Origin of the sequence: Mannheimia pernigra (genome assembly GCF_013377995.1) — a bacterium.
In the GTDB taxonomy this organism is placed as follows: Bacteria; Pseudomonadota; Gammaproteobacteria; order Enterobacterales; family Pasteurellaceae; genus Mannheimia; species Mannheimia pernigra.
Genome location: NZ_CP055305.1, coordinates 1,274,868 through 1,295,233 on the forward strand (window position 1 = coordinate 1,274,868; position 20,366 = coordinate 1,295,233).

Consider the following 20,366-nt stretch of genomic DNA (forward strand, 5'->3'; position numbering starts at 1 on the left):
TCTTTACTCACTTTCTGCAACCGCCCGAATAGTCGATTCGTCAATGTTTGCATCAAAGGCGTTGCGAAGTAACATCAATTTTTCATCATTAAGCAACGCTGATTTGGCTGCTTCCGTTAATTGTTTGAAAATTGTTCGGCGAATTTCGAGCGGAGTCGGTTTTTCCGCATTGTCGCCTATGGATAAATCGTAGGTGTAACCTTTTTCAGCTAAGGCTATTTCTAAATTTTTACGTGATTCTACATTATCTAAATGTGCCATATTCGGTTTCAAAACCAAAGAAAGGTGGCTATCAGCGTGTTTGTCTAAGTAGCTATTTAGGCCAATTTGGCGAGAAAAACCGCCTAAGTGGAGCGAATTGGTAATATCGCACCATCTATCTTGTTGGCAAGATAATTTAATGGTTTTTTGCACCAATTCAGGCGTACGTTCTTGCAAAATGGCTTGTTTAATATCCGACGGTTTAGCACTGTCTTCTTGGCTTTCTAATTCAGGATTGAGCCAAGTCCATTGGTAATCTTCATCTTCAACGCTTTTGGGTGCAAATTCTACTTTCTGAGTAGTTGGCTGAGCAACTTGGTGTTGATTTTCAGTAAAGTGAATAAAGTGTTCGTGCAATAAAGCGGTCGAATTTTCTGATTTTTTTGCAACAAATCGAGTAGGTGTTAGCTCAGGCTTTTTTTTTTCAGTTTGAGCTAAATTGGCTTGCTGTTGCTGTAATTTTTTACGAGCTTCAAGTGCTGCCATTGCAGGAGAAAGCGTAGGCGGACTATTTTCTTGCTGTATTGCTGGTTTTATATCAGTCGCTTTTGTTTCAATGACTTGCGTATCGGGTGAGTCAATGACTGCTTTTTCCTGAGTTCTATCAAAATTTTCTTTTAATTTAGCGATTTGATTTTGTGGTTTTGATTGCGTATGTGAAGCCAGATGGTTTACTTGTGGCATAACAGAAGTAGGCGATGTGGCTAATGTAGCCATTCTTTCAGTCTGTTTTGGGTGGAAAGCTAAAGCACGCAATATTGCCATTTCTACTCCAGCACGCTGTTCTGGAGCAAATAGCAGCTCTTTTTTACTGTTAAGAATGAGTTGATAGAAAAATTGCACATCTTCAGGTGGTATCTGTTTTGCCAGAAAATGAATAAGGGTTTCTTCGGTTGTGGTTGTTTTCAAGAGTTGCAGCATCGCAATTTTGTGCAAGGTTTCTGCAATATCGCTGAGTAGCTGTTGCCAATTCACGCCTTTAGAGGCAACTTGCTCAATGATTGCCATTGCTTTTTCGCCATCAGCTTGGGCAATCGCTTGCACTAATTCTAGGGGTTGGTTGTCATCAATTAGCCCGAGCATTTGGCTTACAATAGGTAATGTAATATTTCCATTACTCATTGCGATAGCTTGATCAGTCAGGCTGAGAGAGTCTCGAATGCTACCTTGTGCCGCTTTTGCCAGCTTTTCAATCGCAAGGGTTTCGTAGGGAATGCTTTCTGCGTTGAGAATGAACTCTAAATGGTTTGCGATTTGCGATTGCTCTAATGCACGCAAATGAAATTGCATACAACGCGATAAAATGGTAATCGGTAACTTTTGTGGATCGGTAGTGGCTAATAAGAATTTGACGTATTCAGGCGGCTCTTCAAGCGTTTTTAGTAACGCATTAAAACTGTGGCGGGAGAGCATATGCACTTCGTCAATCAGATAAACTTTAAAACGCCCAACAGTTGGTTTGTATTGCACATTATCAAGTAGTTCACGGGTGTCTTCCACTTTGGTGCGAGAGGCAGCATCGATCTCAATCAGATCGATAAAATGCCCCTCTTCAATTGCTTTACAATTAGCACATTCACCACAAGGCTCGGCCGTAATACCGTCTTCACAGTTTAGCCCTTTAGCAAACAGACGGGCAATTGACGTTTTACCAACACCACGCGTACCTGAAAACAGGTAGGAATAGTGAAGTCTATCTTCTCTTAAACTATTTTCAAGAGCAGATAAAACGTGCTGTTGCCCAACGACTTCTGAAAAGCGTTGTGGTCTCCATTTGCGGGCTAAAACTTGATAACTCATAGGCTTTTCTAGTGAGAGAATATTTACAAGCGGTTCATTTTTGTTATTTTTTTGCAAAAAATTAATAAAAAACGACCGCTTGCAACAGGTTAATGTCCTTCAAAACTGACTAAGCTAAAGGAGGTAATGCCTTCTTTTGCTAAACGCTCTTTGCCACCTAACTCAGGTAACCAAATAACAAACGCAGCATTTTCTACTTTGCCCCCCAAGCGGCGGATTAATTTGGCTGTTGCATCAATCGTGCCGCCAGTGGCTAATAGGTCGTCAATCATTAACACATTGTCGTTAGTATTAATGGCATCTTTGTGAATTTCTAACGTGTCTTCGCCATATTCTAAAGTATAAGACTGAGAAATGACTTCACGGGGTAATTTTTTAGGTTTGCGAACTAATACAAAAGGCACGCCAAGTGCTAAAGCAACAGGGGCCCCGAAAATGAAGCCACGGGACTCCGTGCCGACAATTTTCGTAATGCCTTTGTCTTTAAATTCAGCCGTAATAGCATCAACTGCTGCTTGAAAAGCTGTTGGCACTTCTAAGAGAGAAGTAATATCACGGAAAATAATCCCTGCTTTAGGGTAATCAGGAATAGATTTGATGGAAGATTTAATTAAATCTAATTGGCTCATTATTTAACCTATATATAATTTGAAAATAACCAGAAAACTCTATAGAAAAATGGGAGAAATTTCAAGGAGAATAGTAAATTTCCTTATAAACATTTTGCGGGTTTAGGTAATCCTGCAATTTTTGTGGCTTGTTTCGCGGGACCTTCAGGAAATAAACGCTGCAAATAACGGCTGCTACCTTTCTCTTCGCCAAATTCTTGTGCAATGGCTTTCACTAACATACGAATAGCAGGGGACGTTTTGTATTCTTGATAAAAATCACGCACCAAATAGATGATTTCCCAATGTTCTTCAGTTAATGTGATTTGCTCTTTTTCTGCGATTTTTTCTGCTAATTCTGAAGACCAGTCAGCTAAGTTTTTTAAATAGCCTGCATCATCAGTTGGATATTCGATATTATTTAGTTCAATAGACATAAAATAAAAATGCCACATAAAGTGGCATTCCTCTTAAATTTTGGTATTAATCGTCATTACCTAATACGCCAAAGATTTGTAAGAAACTCACAAATAGGTTGTAGATAGAAACATATAAATCAACCGTTGCACGAATATAGTTGGTTTCACCACCGTGAATAATATTGCTAGTTGCAAGCAAAATAGCACCGCTTGAGAAGATGATAAATAAGCTGCTTAATGCTAAGCTTAAAGCTGGAATAGCTAAGAAGATATTTGCCACAATGCCGACTAATAACACCACAAAAAGGGCAATCATCATTCCACTGATAAAGCTCATATCTTTTTTCGTTGTTAATACATAAGCTGAACAGGCAAAGAAAACTAATGCAGTTGCACCAAATGCAAGGGCAACAATATCGCCTAAGCCTGCTCCAATATAACGATTTAAGATTGGGCCTAAGGTGTAGCCTAAGAAACCAGTTAGAGCAAATACGCTTAAAATTCCAGCACTACTATTAGCTGTTGCGTTAGTTAAGAAAAGCAATCCGTAGAAACCTACTAACAATCCCCACCAAGGCATCATTGGTGCATTCATTGCCATTGAGGTAAAAGCAACTACTGCGGAGAAAGTTAAGGTTATTGCCAACAACATATAAGTATTACGAAGCACTTTGTGAGTGCTGATGAGTGATTCTTTGGTTGAGTAGCTATGAGCTAAACGATTTTCCATAAAAATTCCTTCTATTTTTTTGTTTTTAAATCGGAAAAGCCGATGGATTTATATCTATGGATAAATTTCCATAAATCGAGCCCTAAGTTAGCGATAATTGATGGTAAAGTCAATGCGATTTTGTCACGTAAGAGTAAAAAAAATAATTTAGTTATGTTACACTTAATCCAATTCTACTGCTTGTTTCTTTAGACCTGTTATGATACTTAATTTCCCAACTTGTTTAACCTTGGTTCGTATCGCAATGATCCCACTGTTTATTGTGGCGTTCTATCTACCCACTAAATATGCTGCTGAAATTGCAACTTTTATCTTTTTTATTGCTTCCATTACGGATGCTTTTGATGGCTATCTAGCACGTAAATGGAATCAAACAACCAGACTAGGTGCGTTTTTAGACCCTGTTGCTGATAAGGTGTTGGTTGCGGTGGCTTTTGTGTGTGTAGCCGAATATTATCATACTTGGTGGATCACAATTCCCATCTGCATTATGATTGCACGAGAAATTATTATTTCTGCCTTGCGTGAATGGATGGCAGAACTTGGTGAGAGAGCAAGCATTGCGGTTTCAATTTGGGGAAAAGTGAAAACCACTGCACAAATGTTAGCCTTAGGTGGGATGATTTGGCGACAAAGCGAAGCAATGGAGATTTTAGCCTTTATCCTACTTTATATTGCAGCAGGTTTGACTATTTGGTCTATGTTGCAATATTTAAATGCCTCAAAAAGTAGTTTGTTGAAGTCGTAAGCGGTTCATTTTTATTATTTTTTTGCAATTATAGGCATTCCTAGCATTGCATACTATGAAGTTCATTAAGCCTAATGTCCGAATTTAATGCCAAATCTTTTCTTGCCGATGTCCCTCATCAACCAGGTGTTTATCGTATGTATGATGGCACGGGAACCATTATCTATGTGGGTAAAGCCAAAGATTTAAAAAAGCGTTTATCTAGCTATTTCCGTGCGAATTTACCCAATCGTAAAACCGAAGCATTAGTGTCTCATATTGCTCATATTGAGACAACACTTACCCATTCTGAAACAGAAGCGTTGCTGCTAGAACACAACTATATTAAAGAAAATCAGCCCAAATATAATGTGCTTCTACGTGATGACAAAGCCTATCCTTATATTTTGCTTACAAAGCACCCGCATCCTCGTGTCACCAGTTTTCGAGGCAGCAAAAAAATGAGCGGTGAATATTTTGGGCCCTACCCAAATGCTACCGCAGTGCGAGAAACGCTCTATTTGTTACAAAAGATTTTTCCTGTGCGTCAATGTGAAGATAGTTACTACAAAAATCGTTCTCGCCCTTGCTTGCAATATCAAATTGGACGTTGCCTTGCTCCTTGTGTTGAGGGTTACTGTACGCAAGAGGAATACAATAACCAAGTCAAATTAGTTCGACTTTTTTTACAAGGCAAAGATCATCAAGTGGTTGAGTATCTGATCGGGAAAATGGAAAGTGCGGCTGAAAATCTTGAGTTTGAGATGGCAGCACGTTATCGAGATCAGATTCAACTTGTGCGTGAAGTAATGGAAAAACAGTCAATTACCACCGACCGTTGGGATGATTTGGATTTTATATCAATTGCTTATCAATATGGAATTGCTTGTGTGCATATTCTCTTTGTGCGGCAAGGCAAAGTGTTAGGCAATCGAAGCTATTTTCCCAAAGTGCCGAATCATACTGAACTTGCTGAGCTGAGCGATACCTTTATTGGGCAGTTTTATTTGCAGATGAACCAACATCGTACCATTCCAAATCAGATTGTCATTGACCAAGCGGTAAGTGAAAAAATAGCACTGGAAGCGGTGCTTTCTCAGCAAGCAGGGCATAAAGTGACGATTTTAAATAAAGTGCGGGGAGAAAAAGGACGCTATCTTGCGTTAGCTCAAACTAATGCAATGGCAGCACTCAATGTTCAGTTAAAGCAAGAGGAGCGAATTCACACTCGCTATGAGGCGTTACAAGCGGTGCTAAATCTCGAAAAAATAACCAGAATGGAATGTTTTGATATTAGCCACACGATGGGTAATCAAACCGTGGCTGCTTGCGTGGTATTTGATGAAAATGGTATTTTGAAATCGGATTATCGCCGTTTTAACATTGAAGGTATTACACCTGGCGATGATTATGCTGCAATGGAGCAAGCACTATTGAAGCGTTACGATAGACCCCAGCCGCCTGAAAAAATCCCTGATATTATTTTTATTGATGGTGGTAAAGGTCAGCTCAATCGGGCATTGGAGACTTTTGCTAACCTTAATGTGGAATGGGACAGATCAAAGCCTCTTTTGATTGGTGTAGCAAAAGGGGTAGAACGTAAAGCAGGGTTGGAAACCTTAATCATCAGTAAATGGGATAAAGAAATTAATTTGCCGCCTGACAGTCCAGCATTGCATTTAATTCAGCATATTCGAGATGAGGCTCACAATCACGCTATCAATGCCCATCGTAAAAAACGTCAAAAAGCCTTTACTGAGAGCGGTTTAGAAAGTATTGCAGGGGTAGGGGCTCAGCGTCGCCAAGCCTTATTGAAATATTTAGGCGGTATGCAAGGCGTAAAAAATGCTACTCTTGAAGAAATTCAAAGTGTGCCAGGCATTTCCAAAGCATTGGCAGACGTGATTTTTGATACTTTGAAAAATAGTTAGGTAATAGACAAGCGGTTATTTTTTAGAAATTTTTCGTTATTACGTAGCAGTTGCACAAAGACCTAAATTTTATTTCACCAAATGATAATAATGCTTATTGCCACCCTTATTCGTTGTAAAATGTGGGAGGGCAAAGAAGTAGATGTGTTTTTAACACCAGAAGAATGGAGAAAGTTATCAGGTGTTAATGAGTCATTAAAAAATACCGAATGGATTCATTATCCAATTACTGAAGGAAAAGCAGAAAAGAACCTTTTTTATAAAAAATCAAGGGTGTACCAACGAGAAATGAATTTTAATGGCAATAGACATTTCCTAAATTCAGTAAATAGTAAATAGTAAATAGTAAATAGTAAATAGTAAATAGTAAATAGTAAATAGTAAATATCCCTACTTGAATAAATATACATATATCAACACAACAAAGATGTTTGGTCATAATACATTTATTTTATATGATAAAAAACTGTAAAAAATTATTGTGCAATATAATTACATTACAGATATCCTAAAAATCCTTTTTTCTCAGCTCGTATCCCCTGTAATGACAGTAGTATTTCAGAGTCTGATGAATTACTAAAGACATATTTTCACTAAATTTCGGAGAAACATAAATGTCTAATGATAATATGGCTTTATTGGCGGCCGCTTCATATGCTGATTTTAAAGATATCAAAAATCTTGATGCTCTTCAAAATGCATTAATATAAGAAATGTCTACAGCACAAGCTGAAAAATTTACTAATATTTATGACATAATTGCTCATAAACTAAACACCTCTAATGGTTATTCAGGAACTATTGTTAAGAATAAAAAAACAAATGAGATGTTTGTGTTACATAGGGGAACAGAAATTAAAACAGGGGCTGATTGGCTAGAAGATGGTATTTTGGGTTACAACAGGATTACCCTATCGTCAATTAATGGATGCCAAAGCTTTTGTTGATGAGAATATTCGTAATGGAAATATTAAAGGAAATTTTATCAATGTAGGCTATAAAAAATATGAAGTAGATCACAAATTCAATATGTGGTGATGTATTAAACTTATTGGGTGTGCTATAAACGCCACCCATAATCATCCTATCCCCTATGTTTAGGATTTAGCATAAAAATGATAGCGAGATTTTATGATGAGTAAGCTAAAGCAACACTTTTTAAAACACCGATTCTGTTATATCTCTCTAGGGTTATTCTTATTTTTGTTTCACCAGATGATAATAATGCTTATTGCTACCCCTATTCGTTGTAAAATGTGGGAGGGAAAAGAAATAGAGGTGTTTTTAACCCCTGAAGAGTGGAGAAAGCTATCTGGGGTTAATGAATCATTAAAAGAGACTGAATGGATACCTTATCCTATACTTGAAAGTAGATTTATTGACACCCCTTTTCTTGTGCAAAATAGAAATTCATATCAAACAAGAGTACACTTCTATGGAAAAGAACATAAACTTAGAGCTATAAATAATAAATACTCTAACATTAATATATATTCTTATATATATCCTAAAAATATTTTAGGTCACAATACATTTATACTTTATGATAATAATATAAAGAAAAAAATTGTTCAATATAACATGATTTTTGGGCATGGTAATAATATTTTTTTTCTGGTCAGTTTTATTGTAAGGAAGATGGTATTGCACAAGCTTACAAATTATTAGAAAACTTTTTACTTTAAGCTTAGGAGGTAATATGTCTAATGATAATTTAGCTTTATTGGCGGCTGTTTCATATGCAAAATTAGAAAATATAACTAATGCTAATTCTATTCAAGACGCATTAATTATAGCAGAAATACCGGAATCACAAACTCAAGAATTTACTAATACCTATGAACTAATAGCTCACAAGCCAAACACTTCTAATGGTTATTCTGGAACTATTGTTAAGAATAAAAAAACAAATGAGATGTTTGTGTTACATAGGGGAACAGAAATTAAAACAGGGGCTGATTGGCTAGAAGATGGTATTTTGGTAACAACAGGATTACCTTACCGTCAATTAATGGATGCCAAAGCTTTTGTTGATGAGAATATTCGTAATGGAAATATTAAAGGAAATTTTATCAATGTAGGCTATAAAAAATATGAAGTAGATCACAGAATCAATATTTAGTTATTTTTTATTCACATTTCTTTGCTAGGATTTGTTCTATGAGGAATTAACTTGGTGACTAACCTAGATAACTAGATTAAAGCTCCTTTAACCAATCTGTTTTAAAATGGAAATTTGATTTTGTTAGTTACTGTGATTAAAACGCCATTCGCACTTCCTCAAATACAGCTCAAAATGAGCTTTAGAGGTGTCGTTAAACCTGCGTAAATGGAGTTTGGCTTAGTTCTAAAAATTCTCAATTTTATTGATGTGATTATGATTTTCTGCAAAGTATATGCTGTAATTGATGCGAAAATAGTGAAATTCACTCACATTTAGTATGTCTAGTATGTCGTAACGTAACTTGTGTAGAAATCTGTATAGACAATGCTGTTGGGCTTCACTTGTTTGCGAATTATCTGCGGCATCCGCTGCTATTACCCCTGCGACGAAGAGCTCGAAAAGTTTGTGCTATTTTAGGAGACTTTTATCATGGCGTTATCTTAAACTAAATAAGAAATTTAGTCATTATTTATGAGTAACCTCTTAACCAATTTTTGTAAAATTAATTTTTCGTACAATAGTTAATATCTAGCGTGGTATAAATATAAGCTGTTAACTAGAATTTGAAGTGGAAATCAGGATAAGTGTATAAAGAAGTTTTAGATAATAAATTATGAAGAGTTTTGAACATAAAGAATACCTCTATCTGTTATTGTGTTTTATATTAATTATTAGTAATTGCTATTCATATGATAAGGTGGAGTGTTTTAACCGTAATGAAGTAGATGTGAATCACTCTATAAATAGTTTTTTTGAGAAAATGAAAGAGGATAGAGAGAAAAGAAAAAATAAATATGAAAGTTGCAGGTATGATCAAGAGTGTGAAATATGGGTTTCTCCTAAAATAGATATTTATAAATTAGAGTATAAGTTGCATGATTATATATATAATTATAGCGATAATATACTAATTGAAGATGACTCAGGTAATCTAATAAAAGTAATGAAGCTAGATCTTAGTGACTTTTTTAGAGATTTGAATGCCAAAGTTGTGGAGGGAGTTGAAGTGGGAAGTCTTATTGATCATTCAGTTATAAATCATAGGGGAACTCACTTAGAGCTTTACAATCTGGATAGTTTTTTGATTAAGAAGGATGTGTTGTTGGTAAATGTAAAATCCTTAACAAACATAATTCAAGGGTATCATTATCGCTTGGATATTGATTTGCTTAAAGTGCCATCATACGATGGACTTTCCGAAAAAAGATATTATCCTTTAAATCAATGTGGTGAAGTTATTAACTTTAATGAGTATGAGATTTCTACTAATAATTAGGATTGAATATGACTATAATTAAGATGAATCAAGAATATGATAAAATAGTACTTGATGCACAGGATAAAAAATTAGCAGAAGTTATGTTTTTAATGAGCGATATCATGAAAAATGGACATGGTAGGCTTGTATCAGCGGCTAGCTTTGGTGTTATTGATAAGTTTATGTCTGGCATAAAGGATAATGGAGATAAGATTGATTTTTCTAAATATACCTTAGGAAAATCTGGAAATATTGAGTTAACTCATAATGATATAGTTGAGCTTATTTATACTGTAGCTTCTAATAAAGAAGATGCCAGGCTGGGAATTAGATCATTTTTGAACTACAATATAAATACTAATTCCGCAGATTATGCAAAAAGAAGTTTGGTTTTTGGTTCATTTGAAGCGCTATTGGATACAAAAAACATCCGTTATGTTATTGACTCAAAAGGAAATCCAGTAGGGGTTAAAAATTATAGCGTAAGTATAAAGGATGATAATTATGATTATAATAGCACCAATGTCAATAAGTACCTTAATCTGGCTTTAAAAAACTTATTAAGTTATGGAAATGATCATATAGTAAAATTAAAGTTTATTGAGGATAGAAAAGAGAATGAATTGTTCAAAGATATATCAATAAGTGAGTATGGTTCTATTTTACAAAAATATAAGAGGGAAACTGTTTTCTCAAAAGAATGGAATACTGGTGCATTGGCTGTCAGAGGGAATGAACTTCTTATGCATCAATACGTCATGCCGTTATCTCAACAAGCGTTTCTTTATAGTGTTAGTGCTAACATCCTAGCTCTAGAAAGGCTCAATAATTTTTTAAGAAATAGCGAGAAAGGATTACAGAACTATTCAAGTCAGTATTGGCCTAATTATGGTTTGGCACAGAAAAATAAATTTGATATTACTACAAATAGAAGCACTCCATTAATTAACAATCCGGAATTTTTTGATGCAACTAAACATAAACAAATTGGCGTAAATAAAGAAACTTTGAATGCCTTGATCGATCCCAAGTCTATCAGTATGTCAAATATGTTAACCGATAACTTTCGTTGGGCTAATTATAATTTATCAAAAGACGCTATTAATATTCCGAAGTACCAACCGAAATTTTGGTCTAACCAATATGAAACCATTATGCTTAATCGTTCTTTGGGAAACCGACCAAATATACCTGTAGATCCTTTAATCCTTGATTTAAATGACGATGGCGCTAAAGCTGTAAGTTATAATGATAAGCCTGTACTATTTGATATTGATAACGATGGTGGTTCCTTGGAGGAAACAGGCTGGCTCAGCCATCAAGATGGATTATTAGTTAGAGACCTAAATAATAATAGCAAAATTGATAATATGTCAGAAGTGTTCTCTGAATATTATGCAGGAAAGGCTGGCCGTAACGGTGAAAGTGGTGAAAAACGGTTTAAGAATGGATTTGAAGCATTAAGAACATTAGACTCGAATAAGGATAATATTTTTGATAGCAAAGATACTGATTTTAATAAAGTTAGAATTTGGCAAGATAAAAACCATAATGGTCTTACCGATTCGGGTGAGTTGCAAACACTTTCTAGTCTTGGAATTACTGCAATTGATTTGACATATCAAGAAATGGGAGGACAACTCTTCAGCGGCAATGAGCTGTTAGCGAAGGGAAACTTTATTCGCAATGGTAAAAAACAAGAAGCAGTTGCTGTAAATTTTCTTGCGAATCCACGTGGCCATACAATTACTAATGTCGCAGGAGGGAAGAAAACGGTTACAGAAGGTTCTGGACTAATTGCTGGAACAAGTAGTTTTACTGCAACTGACTGCAACTGATAATCAAAATCGAGATTTAAATGCACGGCAGCTTGGCGTCACAAATATCCAAGCAGGCAACGGTAATGATATTTTACGTGGTGATGCTCAAAATAACTGGCTAGCTGGTGGAGGTGGTTCAGATACCTTCCATGGCGGAGATGGCGATGATGTATTACTGATTGATGGAGATGATTTACCTGAAAATATACACGGTGGCAAAGGAGATGATATTGTTCAGGTTGTTGGTGATAAGCCAGTCTCTCTCGACTTAGGCAAAGCTGAAATTGAAATTGCCCACGGTGGAAGGGGGAATGATACATTTGTATCTTCAGGCAATAGCTCTGTGTTTGTGCGTGGTGGTGATGGTAATGATGTGATTGTGGGTAGTATTGCCAATGATGCGTTATCAGGCGAAAACGGCGATGATTTTATTTCGGGTAATGCAGGAAAAGATTTAATACGAGGGCATCGTGGTAATGACCGTTTGTTTGGTGATGATGGTGACGATGTCATATTTGGTGGTTCTGATGATGACTTATTATATGGTGGGCAAGGAAATGATACTTTGCTTGGAGAGGGAGGAGATGATTATTTAGACGGTGGTGAAGGTCTTGATATTGCCGAATTTTCTGGCAATTTTGCAGATTATAAAATTACCAAAATGGGAGATGGTATCCTTGTGAGTGATAAAACACAGGGGCGTGATGGCACAGACTTTTTGCGTAATATTGAAATGATGAATTTTAAAGATATTACGGGTTATGCTGTTCCTACCGTAAATTTAGAATGGGAAAATCCAACGCCTGTAGAGGATATTCTTTACCAAGATAGTAAAGGTCAGGCTTTTGATGGTTCACGTCCCTATATCATTAAGCCAGCTCAATTGCTGAAAAATGATATTGATCTACAGGGTGATAAAATCATCATTTATCAAGCGTCCAATATTCGAGGCGGTACTATTAAAGAACTACCCAATGGAGACATTGAGTTTACACCAGCAAAAGGATTTAAAGGCATTGCGAGTTTTGAATATTCTATTAAAGACTCAAAAGGGACTAAAGCAATTCAAACTGTTGGTAGCGGTGAGTTAACAGGTAAAGTTTATCTTGTTCCGCCTTCACTACCTTCTGATCCTGATATCATTCGCCAGTATTATTTGGAAGCGAATAATATTGCACCTGTATGGAATCATTATACAGGTAAAAAAATTCGTATAGGACAGTTTGAGCCAAGTGGTCCATTCTCTGTAGCAGAAGAAGTTGCGGACTACCGACATCCTGAATTACGTAATAAGATTGATAAAAAATGGTTACATGACTACGAATATAAACGCCAAGAAGAAGATAAGGTCTTTAGTAAACATGCTACAGAAGTTGCGGGTATTATGGTTGCCGAACGTAATGGGGAAGGTGGGGTTGGTGTTGCTTATGATGCCACAGTAGCAAGCTATTGGGTTGGAGCAAATGTTTCTAGTTTGGATCAGATGAAAAACTATGATATTGCGAACCATAGTTGGGGGCATAATCAAAACTTTAAGCAACAAATTAAGTTTTCCGATAAAAGCAAAACAATTTTTGATATTTATAAACCAGCTTTGATAGAGGGGCGTAATGGTTTAGGGACAGTTATAGTCAATTCTGCAGGTAACGATAGACAAAAAGGCGGAAATACTAATTATTCTGAATTGACTAATGTCAGATATGGAATTGCAGTGGCATCTGCTGAGCAGAATAGACAATTTGAGACTAAAATTGCCTTCTATTCAAATCAAGGTGCAAGTGTTTTAGTCACAGCCCATGGTTCTGATGCCTATTCAAGTTCTCGTGAGATTGTGAACGAAAATGGTTCAACATTGGGGCAAGAGTATGCCCGTAATAATGGAACAAGTTTCTCTGCACCTATTGTTTCAGGTGTAATTGCACTAATGCTTGAGGCAAATCCTTACCTTGGATATCGTGATATTCAAGAAATTCTTGCCCTTACGGCGACAACAAAAGGAGTAACGGATAGCAAGTGGCAACGTAATGGTGCTAAGAACTGGAATGGTACAGGCATGCATGTAAGTCACGATTATGGTTATGGAGTAATAGATGCTCAAGCAGCGGTAAGATTAGCTCAAGATTGGAATACTCAACATACTTATGAAAATGAAGTTAAACTAGAGGATATCTACAAATCAGGAAAAGTTAATCAGGCTATAACAGATAATAACGGCAGACAATTTTCGGTAGACGTTTCGAATTTTTCCATGTTACTCGAAAATGTAGCAGTTAAAGTCAATCTGACACATACCAGAGCCAGTGATTTAATTATTAAATTAATTTCTCCGTCAGGCACAGAATCTATCTTAATGAATAGACCTGGAAAAGATCCTAAAGATGACAATCCGATGGGAGATATTAAATTTGGGGAGTCATCCACATTAAATTACACATTCAATACCACCTTATTAAAAGGAGAGAATCCTAATGGGCAATGGAAATTACAAGTTTTTGATGTTGCTACAGGAAGCACGGGAACGTTACATGATTGGTCATTGAGTTTCTATGGACGGGCTTATGGATCTGGTGATACTTATGTATATACGGATGAGTTCCATAACAACCAAGCGGCCGATACATTGAATGATACGAATGGTGGAATAGACACTATTAATGCGGCTGCTATGGATGGTGTTATTGAAGTAAATCTCTCAACAGGCAAAGCTGATTTAGCAGGAAAAGCGTTGACAATTACAAATCCTCAACAGATAGAAAATGTGACAGGAGGAGATTACAACGATAAACTCACTGGAAATAATGCTGCTAATATACTTATTGGTGGGCGAGGCCATGATACCCTAGTTGGTTTACAGGGTAATGATGTTCTAGTGGGAGGTCTAGGCAATAATACATTGACAGGAGATCAGGGAAATGACACTTTCATTATTGAGAAGAAATTAAATAGTCAGGATGTGATTACTGATTTTAGCGTGGGTACTGATCGTTTAGTCTTTACTGGATTTGAATCCTTTAATTTATCTAAACAGCAGCAGGGGAATGACACCCTTATTTCTTTAGGCAATGGCCAAACAGTTCGACTGAATAATGTACAAGCTAATAGATTAACTAATAACAATATTGTGGTAACTACAGAGGTGTTTAAGCCTTATTGGTTAAATCAAGCTGGTGGCTATGGATTCTCGAATGATAATGCTGAAGTTGCTCTACCTGATTTTGGTGTGGCTTTCTGGGGAACAGAAGGTGAAGATCGCCTGTTCGGGGGTAATGGTGATGATATCCTTCGAGGGGGAAGAGGTAATGATGTCATCGTCGGTGAGCATTCTGCGGATTCTGCCACAGGTGGCAATGATACACTATACGGTAATGATGGTGATGATCGTATTTTAGGTGGCGGAGGTAACGATACGCTCTATGGTGGAGCTGGCTCTGACTATCTTGGTGGTGGTGCAGGTAATGATGTTTTGTACTTAGAAGGTGATGATGCGGCACTATCATCAACTTATCGTAACCAACAATATACGACACTAAATCAATACAATAATGTTGAGTTCAGTTGGGCAAGAGCAGAAGGTGGTAAGGGAAGTGATAGATTTATTGTAGTTAAAGACACGTCTCCAAACGCATCTAAAGGGCTGTTGAAGAATCTCATTTGGGATTTTGATATCAATGACAAAAATGAGAAAATTGATATTTCTCAGTTTAAAGGTGTGACTACTATCAACTTTTATGGATTTAGCGTTAATAATGAACAATATACAAGAATCTGGCTAGGTGAGCCTAAAGCAGGTACACAATATGTGACAGTAAAAGGCATTAAGCCTGATCAGTTGAAAGCTGAGATGTTTATCTTTTCCAAAGAACAAGCAGAATTACCTCAATTAGTTCATACTATTGCCGGAACTAATAGTAACGATACTCTAAAAGGAAATGCGATAGGTAATCTGATAGATGGGCGATCAGGTGCTGATAGTATGTCTGGTGAATTTGGCGATGATACCTATATTGTTGATAATGTAGGCGACAACGTGCTAGAAATTAAGGATGGAGGATACGACATAGTCAAATCTTCTGTCAGTTATACATTACCTAACTATGTTGAAGAGATTCAACTGCTAGGTAATGCTGCAATTAACGCTATTGGAAATAGCGAAAATAATCGTTTGGTAGGTAATTCAGGTAATAATAGACTGGATGGTAAGGCTGGGTTTGATACAATGATTGGTGGCTTGGGTAATGATACCTATGTCGTTGATTCTCACCTTGATAAAGTGATTGAGAAAGCTAATCATGGGACTGACACTGTTATTTCATCGGTCTCTTATACCTTACCTGAAAATGTAGAGCATGTAGAGTTAATTGGTAACGCACATGTTTCTGCAACGGGGAATGATACCAATAATTCTCTTAAAGGCAACTCGGGAAATAATCGATTGATTGGTTATGGTGGTAATGATTCTCTAAATGGTATGCGCGGGAATGACTTCTTAATGGGCGGTTCAGGAAATGATACTTATCATTTCAATAGAGGTGATGGCATCGATACCATCTATGATGAGCAAGGCAGTGACATGTTACGTTTTACTAATATAAACCATAATCAACTTTGGTTCCGTAAATTAAATATGGATTTAGAAGTCAGTGTTATTGGTACTCAGGATAAAGTAGTTATTTCTGATTGGTATGGTAAGAATTATAAAGTAGAAAATTTTGTAGCTGCAAATAATAAGTCTTTAAACCATGCTAGTGTAGATAAACTGGTCAGTGCAATGGCAGCGTTTTCCCTACCATCAGCAGGACAGATTTCATTACCGCATGCAGTCAAAACAAAATTAGAGCCAATTCTAGCTGCTAATTGGACATAATTTTTATTAATTCTTTAAAGCCTCACTGTGTTCTTGAAAAATATGGTGAGACTTTTTATTTGATGAGGAAGGTAAGATTCATTAATAGTAATATCAGTAAGATACTGTGCAAAAGAAAGCTCTTCTACTTTATTACTAGATGCAGTGACTGGAGTCGGTTCAAGCTTATTGATAAAATTCTCCATATCGGCACAAACTGACAAAATAAAAGCATCGCCTATAGCAAGTACAAGTACCGTATTTTTTAGAAATTTAATATAGTGTTCCTTTGTGAGTAAGTGGATAAACTAAAATTTTGATCTTCAAAATATCTAATTATTATAATTTAAGGGGCTGTCCTAGATAACGACTAAAACTCCCATTTAGGTTAAGATAACCCAATGAGAAAAAGTCGTCTAAGTCAGTACAAACAGCATAAACTCATCGAGTTGTTTGTGGCAGGCGTAACTGCTCGAACAGCGGCTGAGTTGGTAAATGTAAACAAAACCACCGCAGCCTATTACTTTCACCGTTTGCGATTGCTCATCTATCAACATAGCCCTCATTTGGAAATGTTTGAGGGTGAAATTGAAGCGGACGAAAGCTATTTCGGTGGTGCTCGCAAAGGTAAACGAGGTCGTGGTGCAGCGGGTAAAACCGCCGTATTCGGGCTTTTAAAGCGTGACGGCAAGGTTTATACCGTTGTCGTACCGAACACACAATCTGCCACACTTTTGCCGATTATTCGGGAAAAGGTGAAACCAGACAGCATTGTTTACACCGATTTTTACCGAAGTTATGATGTACTTGATGTGAGTGAATTTAATCATTTTCGTATCAACCACAGCCCGTACTTCGCTGAAAATCAAAATCATATTAACGGAATAGAGAATTTTTGGAATCAAGCGAAGCGAGTACTCCGAAAATATAACGGAATTAACCGAAAAAATTTCCCTTTATTCTTGAAGGAATGTGAATTTCGGTTTAACTTTGGTACACCAAAAGAACAGCTCAAAACGTTGCGAAAATGGTGTGAGATTTAGGGCTAATCTACTACAGCCCCTAAGCTAGTTATCTAGGACAGCCCCTAATTTAAAAATAAGATATGCTTTCAATTAAATCATCTAATGATTTGGTCATCTCCATTGGTTCTGATAAAAACGCTATAAAATATCTGAATTTATATTTTTCTTAGTTAAAATTAGGTAGTCAGGGTAATGATTGACAACCCCACTGATTTTAAAACTATAACCTTTTCTTTTTTAGCAATTCTATGCCACAAAACAATATTTCCAGAACTAATTACTTGAGAAATTACAGTAGACTCCCCTTCATTCCTGCTTATTTTTCATATAAGCTATAACTTAATAGGTCTGCAAAATATTTTGGATTGATTTCTTTTGGAAGCTGATATTCTGCTTTAATCTGAAAACGATCCTGATCAATCCATTTATAAAATTCTTGTTGAGAAAACGCTAATTGTAACTGTTTGATTTTATTTTTAATTTTTTCAAAATACATATGACTTAATTAAATAGCCTTCCATATCAGCAGTATTCATTGCTCAACAACTCTCTAAAATAGATTTATCTTTATCAAAGTCAAAAGACTCATTATCTATTAATTCGCTTTGTTGAGTTAGCGTTAATGCTTAGGGATTATTATCAAGCGCTGTCGAAACTAATTCTCTATTTTTTCATCATTACTACCAATTACTCAATAATCTTTTGGGCTAAAGCCAGCTAACGTTACTGCCGAAATCATTACATATTCTTTACTTACTTGATTTGAACCATTTACAGGCAATTGTTTGGTAATTAGAACCTAAAAATAACCGCTTGTAATTTAATATCAATGATAAATAAAATTACGCAAACGTTTGCTTATTTGTGCTTAAATCCGTATAATTCGCTCCATTTTTACTTCTCTTAGATATTTGAGGCTCTATGCAAAAAATTCTTTATCCTGTTGATTCCAAACCGCCATTCGGCTTAACTCTTCTTTTGGCTACGCAACATTTGCTGGCGGCGTTGGGCGGTATTATTGCTGTTCCGTTAGTAATTGGTAATGTGTTGAATCTACCTGCAGCAGATATTATTGTTTTGGTTAATGCGGCGTTATTGGTTTCAGGTATTGTCACCATTATTCAATGTCAAGGAATTGGGCCTATCGGCTTACGTTTACCTAGCGTGATGGGGACGAGTTTTACCTTTGTCGCTGCGGCTCTTGCTATCGGTTTTAGTGAGCACGGCGTAGCTGGGATTATGGGGGCTTCGTTAGTTGGCTCTCTTGTGATGATTATCGGTAGCTTTTTTATGCCGTATGTGCGTAAACTTTTCCCACCTGTAGTAACAGGCGTTGTTGTCATGATGATCGGCTTGAGTTTAATTCCTGTTGCAGTAGACTGGTTCGCAGGTGGTCAGCGAGGGGATGCTCATTATGCGGAACCTGCAAATCTTGCGATGGCAACCTTTGTATTAGTGCTCGTTGTGGTTTTAGTGCAATGGGGGAAAGGCATTTTTTCAGCCGCTGCGATTGTAATTGGTATGATGGTCGGCTATGTTGTGGCTTTAGTATTAGGTTGGATTAATTTTGAGAATATAAAATCAGCCGATGTGGTTGCTATTCCTCAACCATTGCATTTTGGTCTGGCCTTCCCAATTTCAGGCATTATTGGTATGAGCATCGCTTATTTAGTGACGATTGTAGAATCAAGCGGTAACTTTTTAGCCCTAGGAAATGCCACTCAAACGGAAATTTCGGGTAAACATTTACGTGGTGGTGTATTGTGTGATGGATTAGGTTCCGCATTTGCCGCAATTATGTCTACTACGCCATTTTCTTCTTTTGCACAAAATATTGGCGTGATTTCTTTAACGGGTGTTGCAAGCCGTTATGTCGTAACAATTATGGGGTGTTTATTAGTATTAGCAGGTATTTTCCCTTGGTTTGGGGCATTGATTGTCTCTATTCCAAGCCCAGTTTTAGGTGGTGCAGGGCTAATGATGTTTGCAATGATTATTTCAGCCGGTATTCAAATGCTAGATAAAGTGGAACGTTCTAAACGTAATGGGTTAATTATTGCGATTTCAATTGGTTGTGGATTAGCGGTAACTACTCGCCCTGAGCTATTAGATAAATTGCCTTCATTTGTAAAAGAAGTATTTGGTTCGGGTATTACGGTAGGTTCATTATTTGCATTAATTTTAAATTTAATTTTGCCGAAAGATGAAAGTAATGAATAAGACAATGAATAGTGATTGATGTAATCGGTAAATCTTACTTGAAATTTGATTGATTAATCACTATCTTAACGAATGCTGTACGCCTTAACTCGTATCAGTTGAGGCGTTTCTTTTTTAGTTAGATATTTAAGGAAAATTTATGAGTAATGTTATTCATACAACAGATGCGACATTTGAACAAGATGTATTAAAATCAGATGTGCCGGTATTATTAGATTTTTGGGCACCTTGGTGTGGGCCTTGCCGTATGATCGGGCCTGTGCTTGACGAGTTATCTGTTGATGCACAATTTGAGGGCAAAGTGAAAATTGCAAAAATGAATGTAGATGAAAATCCATCTGTTGCTGCACAGTTCGGTGTACGTAGCATTCCGTTTTTACTCTTGTTCAAAAACGGCGAAGTGATTGCTCAGCAAGTTGGTGCACTTCCACACGCCCAAATGGCTGAATTTATTAAGCAAGCACTATAATTAAATTAGAGCGGAAGCAGAGCGAATTTATCGCTCTGTTTTTTCTTGAATGATCAGTATGCAAAAAAAATAGCAAAAAAGACCGCTTGTT

17 protein-coding genes and 1 pseudogene are annotated in these 20,366 nt (G+C 36.6%); 12 read left to right on the top strand and 6 right to left on the bottom strand.

What is annotated here, in order from left to right; translation table 11 throughout:
* Positions 1-3: 3 nt before the first annotated feature.
* From dnaX to HV560_RS06210, 4 genes are all read right to left on the bottom strand, one after another.
* Positions 4-2,061 (bottom strand): DNA polymerase III subunit gamma/tau, encoded by a 2,058-nt coding sequence (gene dnaX, locus HV560_RS06195; RefSeq protein WP_176812409.1) that lies wholly within the window; start codon positions 2,059-2,061, stop codon positions 4-6.
* Between the two features lie 89 nt (positions 2,062-2,150).
* Positions 2,151-2,690, bottom strand: a complete 540-nt coding sequence (gene apt / locus HV560_RS06200) for an adenine phosphoribosyltransferase (protein WP_176808155.1) — start codon at positions 2,688-2,690, stop codon at positions 2,151-2,153.
* 83 nt (positions 2,691-2,773) lie between these two features.
* Positions 2,774-3,124, bottom strand: a complete 351-nt coding sequence (locus HV560_RS06205) for a TusE/DsrC/DsvC family sulfur relay protein (RefSeq protein WP_176812410.1) — start codon at positions 3,122-3,124, stop codon at positions 2,774-2,776.
* A gap of 28 nt (positions 3,125-3,152) precedes the next feature.
* The gene (locus tag HV560_RS06210) at positions 3,153-3,818 is read right to left on the bottom strand and encodes a Bax inhibitor-1 family protein (protein WP_176808157.1); all 666 of its coding nucleotides are present in this window, start codon (positions 3,816-3,818) and stop codon (positions 3,153-3,155) included.
* Between the two features lie 199 nt (positions 3,819-4,017).
* On the opposite strand from HV560_RS06210, the gene pgsA reads away from it, so the two are divergent.
* From pgsA to HV560_RS06240, 6 genes are all read left to right on the top strand, one after another.
* Complete coding sequence (gene pgsA, locus HV560_RS06215) at positions 4,018-4,566, top strand: CDP-diacylglycerol--glycerol-3-phosphate 3-phosphatidyltransferase (protein WP_159629466.1); 549 nt, start codon at positions 4,018-4,020, stop codon at positions 4,564-4,566.
* 74 nt (positions 4,567-4,640) lie between these two features.
* On the top strand, positions 4,641-6,476 hold the full coding sequence (gene uvrC, locus HV560_RS06220) for an excinuclease ABC subunit UvrC (RefSeq protein ID WP_176812411.1): 1,836 nt from the start codon (positions 4,641-4,643) through the stop codon (positions 6,474-6,476).
* 81 nt (positions 6,477-6,557) lie between these two features.
* Entirely contained in the window at positions 6,558-6,815 is a 258-nt protein-coding gene (locus HV560_RS06225) for a hypothetical protein (protein ID WP_176812412.1), read from the top strand.
* A gap of 374 nt (positions 6,816-7,189) precedes the next feature.
* The gene (locus HV560_RS06230; protein ID WP_176812413.1) at positions 7,190-7,423 is read left to right on the top strand and encodes a hypothetical protein; all 234 of its coding nucleotides are present in this window, start codon (positions 7,190-7,192) and stop codon (positions 7,421-7,423) included.
* 277 nt (positions 7,424-7,700) lie between these two features.
* Entirely contained in the window at positions 7,701-8,144 is a 444-nt protein-coding gene (locus HV560_RS06235) for a hypothetical protein (RefSeq protein WP_238348706.1), read from the top strand.
* Between the two features lie 31 nt (positions 8,145-8,175).
* On the top strand, positions 8,176-8,598 hold the full coding sequence (locus HV560_RS06240) for a DUF6792 domain-containing protein (RefSeq protein WP_176809811.1): 423 nt from the start codon (positions 8,176-8,178) through the stop codon (positions 8,596-8,598).
* A 123-nt stretch (positions 8,599-8,721) separates the two neighbouring features.
* Here the strand turns inward: HV560_RS06240 and HV560_RS06245 are convergent.
* Positions 8,722-8,996: pseudogene (locus HV560_RS06245) on the bottom strand (transposase); the annotation flags it as partial.
* Positions 8,997-9,253: 257 nt separating this feature from the next.
* On the opposite strand from HV560_RS06245, the gene HV560_RS06250 reads away from it, so the two are divergent.
* From HV560_RS06250 to HV560_RS06260, 4 genes are all read left to right on the top strand, one after another.
* On the top strand, positions 9,254-9,916 hold the full coding sequence (locus HV560_RS06250; protein ID WP_108925033.1) for a hypothetical protein: 663 nt from the start codon (positions 9,254-9,256) through the stop codon (positions 9,914-9,916).
* An 8-nt stretch (positions 9,917-9,924) separates the two neighbouring features.
* On the top strand, positions 9,925-11,736 hold the full coding sequence (locus HV560_RS10375) for a hypothetical protein (RefSeq protein ID WP_238348707.1): 1,812 nt from the start codon (positions 9,925-9,927) through the stop codon (positions 11,734-11,736).
* Positions 11,696-16,582 carry a S8 family serine peptidase gene (locus HV560_RS10380; RefSeq protein ID WP_272955340.1) on the top strand — a complete coding sequence of 1,629 codons (4,887 nt, stop codon included), beginning with the start codon at positions 11,696-11,698 and terminating at the stop codon, positions 16,580-16,582. The genes HV560_RS10375 and HV560_RS10380 overlap by 41 nt, the downstream gene beginning before the upstream one ends.
* A 380-nt stretch (positions 16,583-16,962) precedes the next feature.
* Positions 16,963-17,604 (top strand): IS1595 family transposase, encoded by a 642-nt coding sequence (locus tag HV560_RS06260; RefSeq protein ID WP_176812414.1) that lies wholly within the window; start codon positions 16,963-16,965, stop codon positions 17,602-17,604.
* 298 nt (positions 17,605-17,902) lie between these two features.
* On the opposite strand, the gene HV560_RS06265 is transcribed toward HV560_RS06260, so the two are convergent.
* The gene (locus HV560_RS06265) at positions 17,903-18,082 is read right to left on the bottom strand and encodes a hypothetical protein (protein WP_176809813.1); all 180 of its coding nucleotides are present in this window, start codon (positions 18,080-18,082) and stop codon (positions 17,903-17,905) included.
* A 425-nt stretch (positions 18,083-18,507) separates the two neighbouring features.
* Here HV560_RS06265 and HV560_RS06270 point away from each other — a divergent pair, with 425 nt between their 5' ends.
* Together HV560_RS06270 and trxA are read left to right on the top strand one after the other, a co-directional pair.
* Entirely contained in the window at positions 18,508-19,806 is a 1,299-nt protein-coding gene (locus tag HV560_RS06270; protein ID WP_176812415.1) for a uracil-xanthine permease family protein, read from the top strand.
* Positions 19,807-19,945: 139 nt separating this feature from the next.
* Entirely contained in the window at positions 19,946-20,275 is a 330-nt protein-coding gene (gene trxA / locus HV560_RS06275) for a thioredoxin (protein ID WP_176808166.1), read from the top strand.
* The last annotated feature ends 91 nt before the right edge of the window (positions 20,276-20,366 follow it).

What these genes read in the sequence shown, in the direction of transcription:
- dnaX (WP_176812409.1), bottom strand. Translation starts at nt 2,061, where the DNA reads ATGAGTTATCAAGTTTTAGCCCGCAAATGGAGACCACAACGCTTTTCA.
- apt (WP_176808155.1), bottom strand. Translation starts at nt 2,690, where the DNA reads ATGAGCCAATTAGATTTAATTAAATCTTCCATCAAATCTATTCCTGAT.
- HV560_RS06265 (WP_176809813.1), bottom strand. Translation starts at nt 18,082, where the DNA reads ATGTATTTTGAAAAAATTAAAAATAAAATCAAACAGTTACAATTAGCG.
- HV560_RS06260 (WP_176812414.1), top strand. Translation starts at nt 16,963, where the DNA reads ATGAGAAAAAGTCGTCTAAGTCAGTACAAACAGCATAAACTCATCGAG.
- HV560_RS10375 (WP_238348707.1), top strand. Translation starts at nt 9,925, where the DNA reads ATGACTATAATTAAGATGAATCAAGAATATGATAAAATAGTACTTGAT.
- HV560_RS06270 (WP_176812415.1), top strand. Translation starts at nt 18,508, where the DNA reads ATGCAAAAAATTCTTTATCCTGTTGATTCCAAACCGCCATTCGGCTTA.
- HV560_RS06250 (WP_108925033.1), top strand. Translation starts at nt 9,254, where the DNA reads ATGAAGAGTTTTGAACATAAAGAATACCTCTATCTGTTATTGTGTTTT.
- HV560_RS06235 (WP_238348706.1), top strand. Translation starts at nt 7,701, where the DNA reads ATGCTTATTGCTACCCCTATTCGTTGTAAAATGTGGGAGGGAAAAGAA.
- HV560_RS06210 (WP_176808157.1), bottom strand. Translation starts at nt 3,818, where the DNA reads ATGGAAAATCGTTTAGCTCATAGCTACTCAACCAAAGAATCACTCATC.
- HV560_RS06240 (WP_176809811.1), top strand. Translation starts at nt 8,176, where the DNA reads ATGTCTAATGATAATTTAGCTTTATTGGCGGCTGTTTCATATGCAAAA.
- pgsA (WP_159629466.1), top strand. Translation starts at nt 4,018, where the DNA reads ATGATACTTAATTTCCCAACTTGTTTAACCTTGGTTCGTATCGCAATG.
- uvrC (WP_176812411.1), top strand. Translation starts at nt 4,641, where the DNA reads ATGTCCGAATTTAATGCCAAATCTTTTCTTGCCGATGTCCCTCATCAA.
- HV560_RS06225 (WP_176812412.1), top strand. Translation starts at nt 6,558, where the DNA reads ATGATAATAATGCTTATTGCCACCCTTATTCGTTGTAAAATGTGGGAG.
- trxA (WP_176808166.1), top strand. Translation starts at nt 19,946, where the DNA reads ATGAGTAATGTTATTCATACAACAGATGCGACATTTGAACAAGATGTA.
- HV560_RS06205 (WP_176812410.1), bottom strand. Translation starts at nt 3,124, where the DNA reads ATGTGGCATTTTTATTTTATGTCTATTGAACTAAATAATATCGAATAT.
- HV560_RS06230 (WP_176812413.1), top strand. Translation starts at nt 7,190, where the DNA reads ATGTCTACAGCACAAGCTGAAAAATTTACTAATATTTATGACATAATT.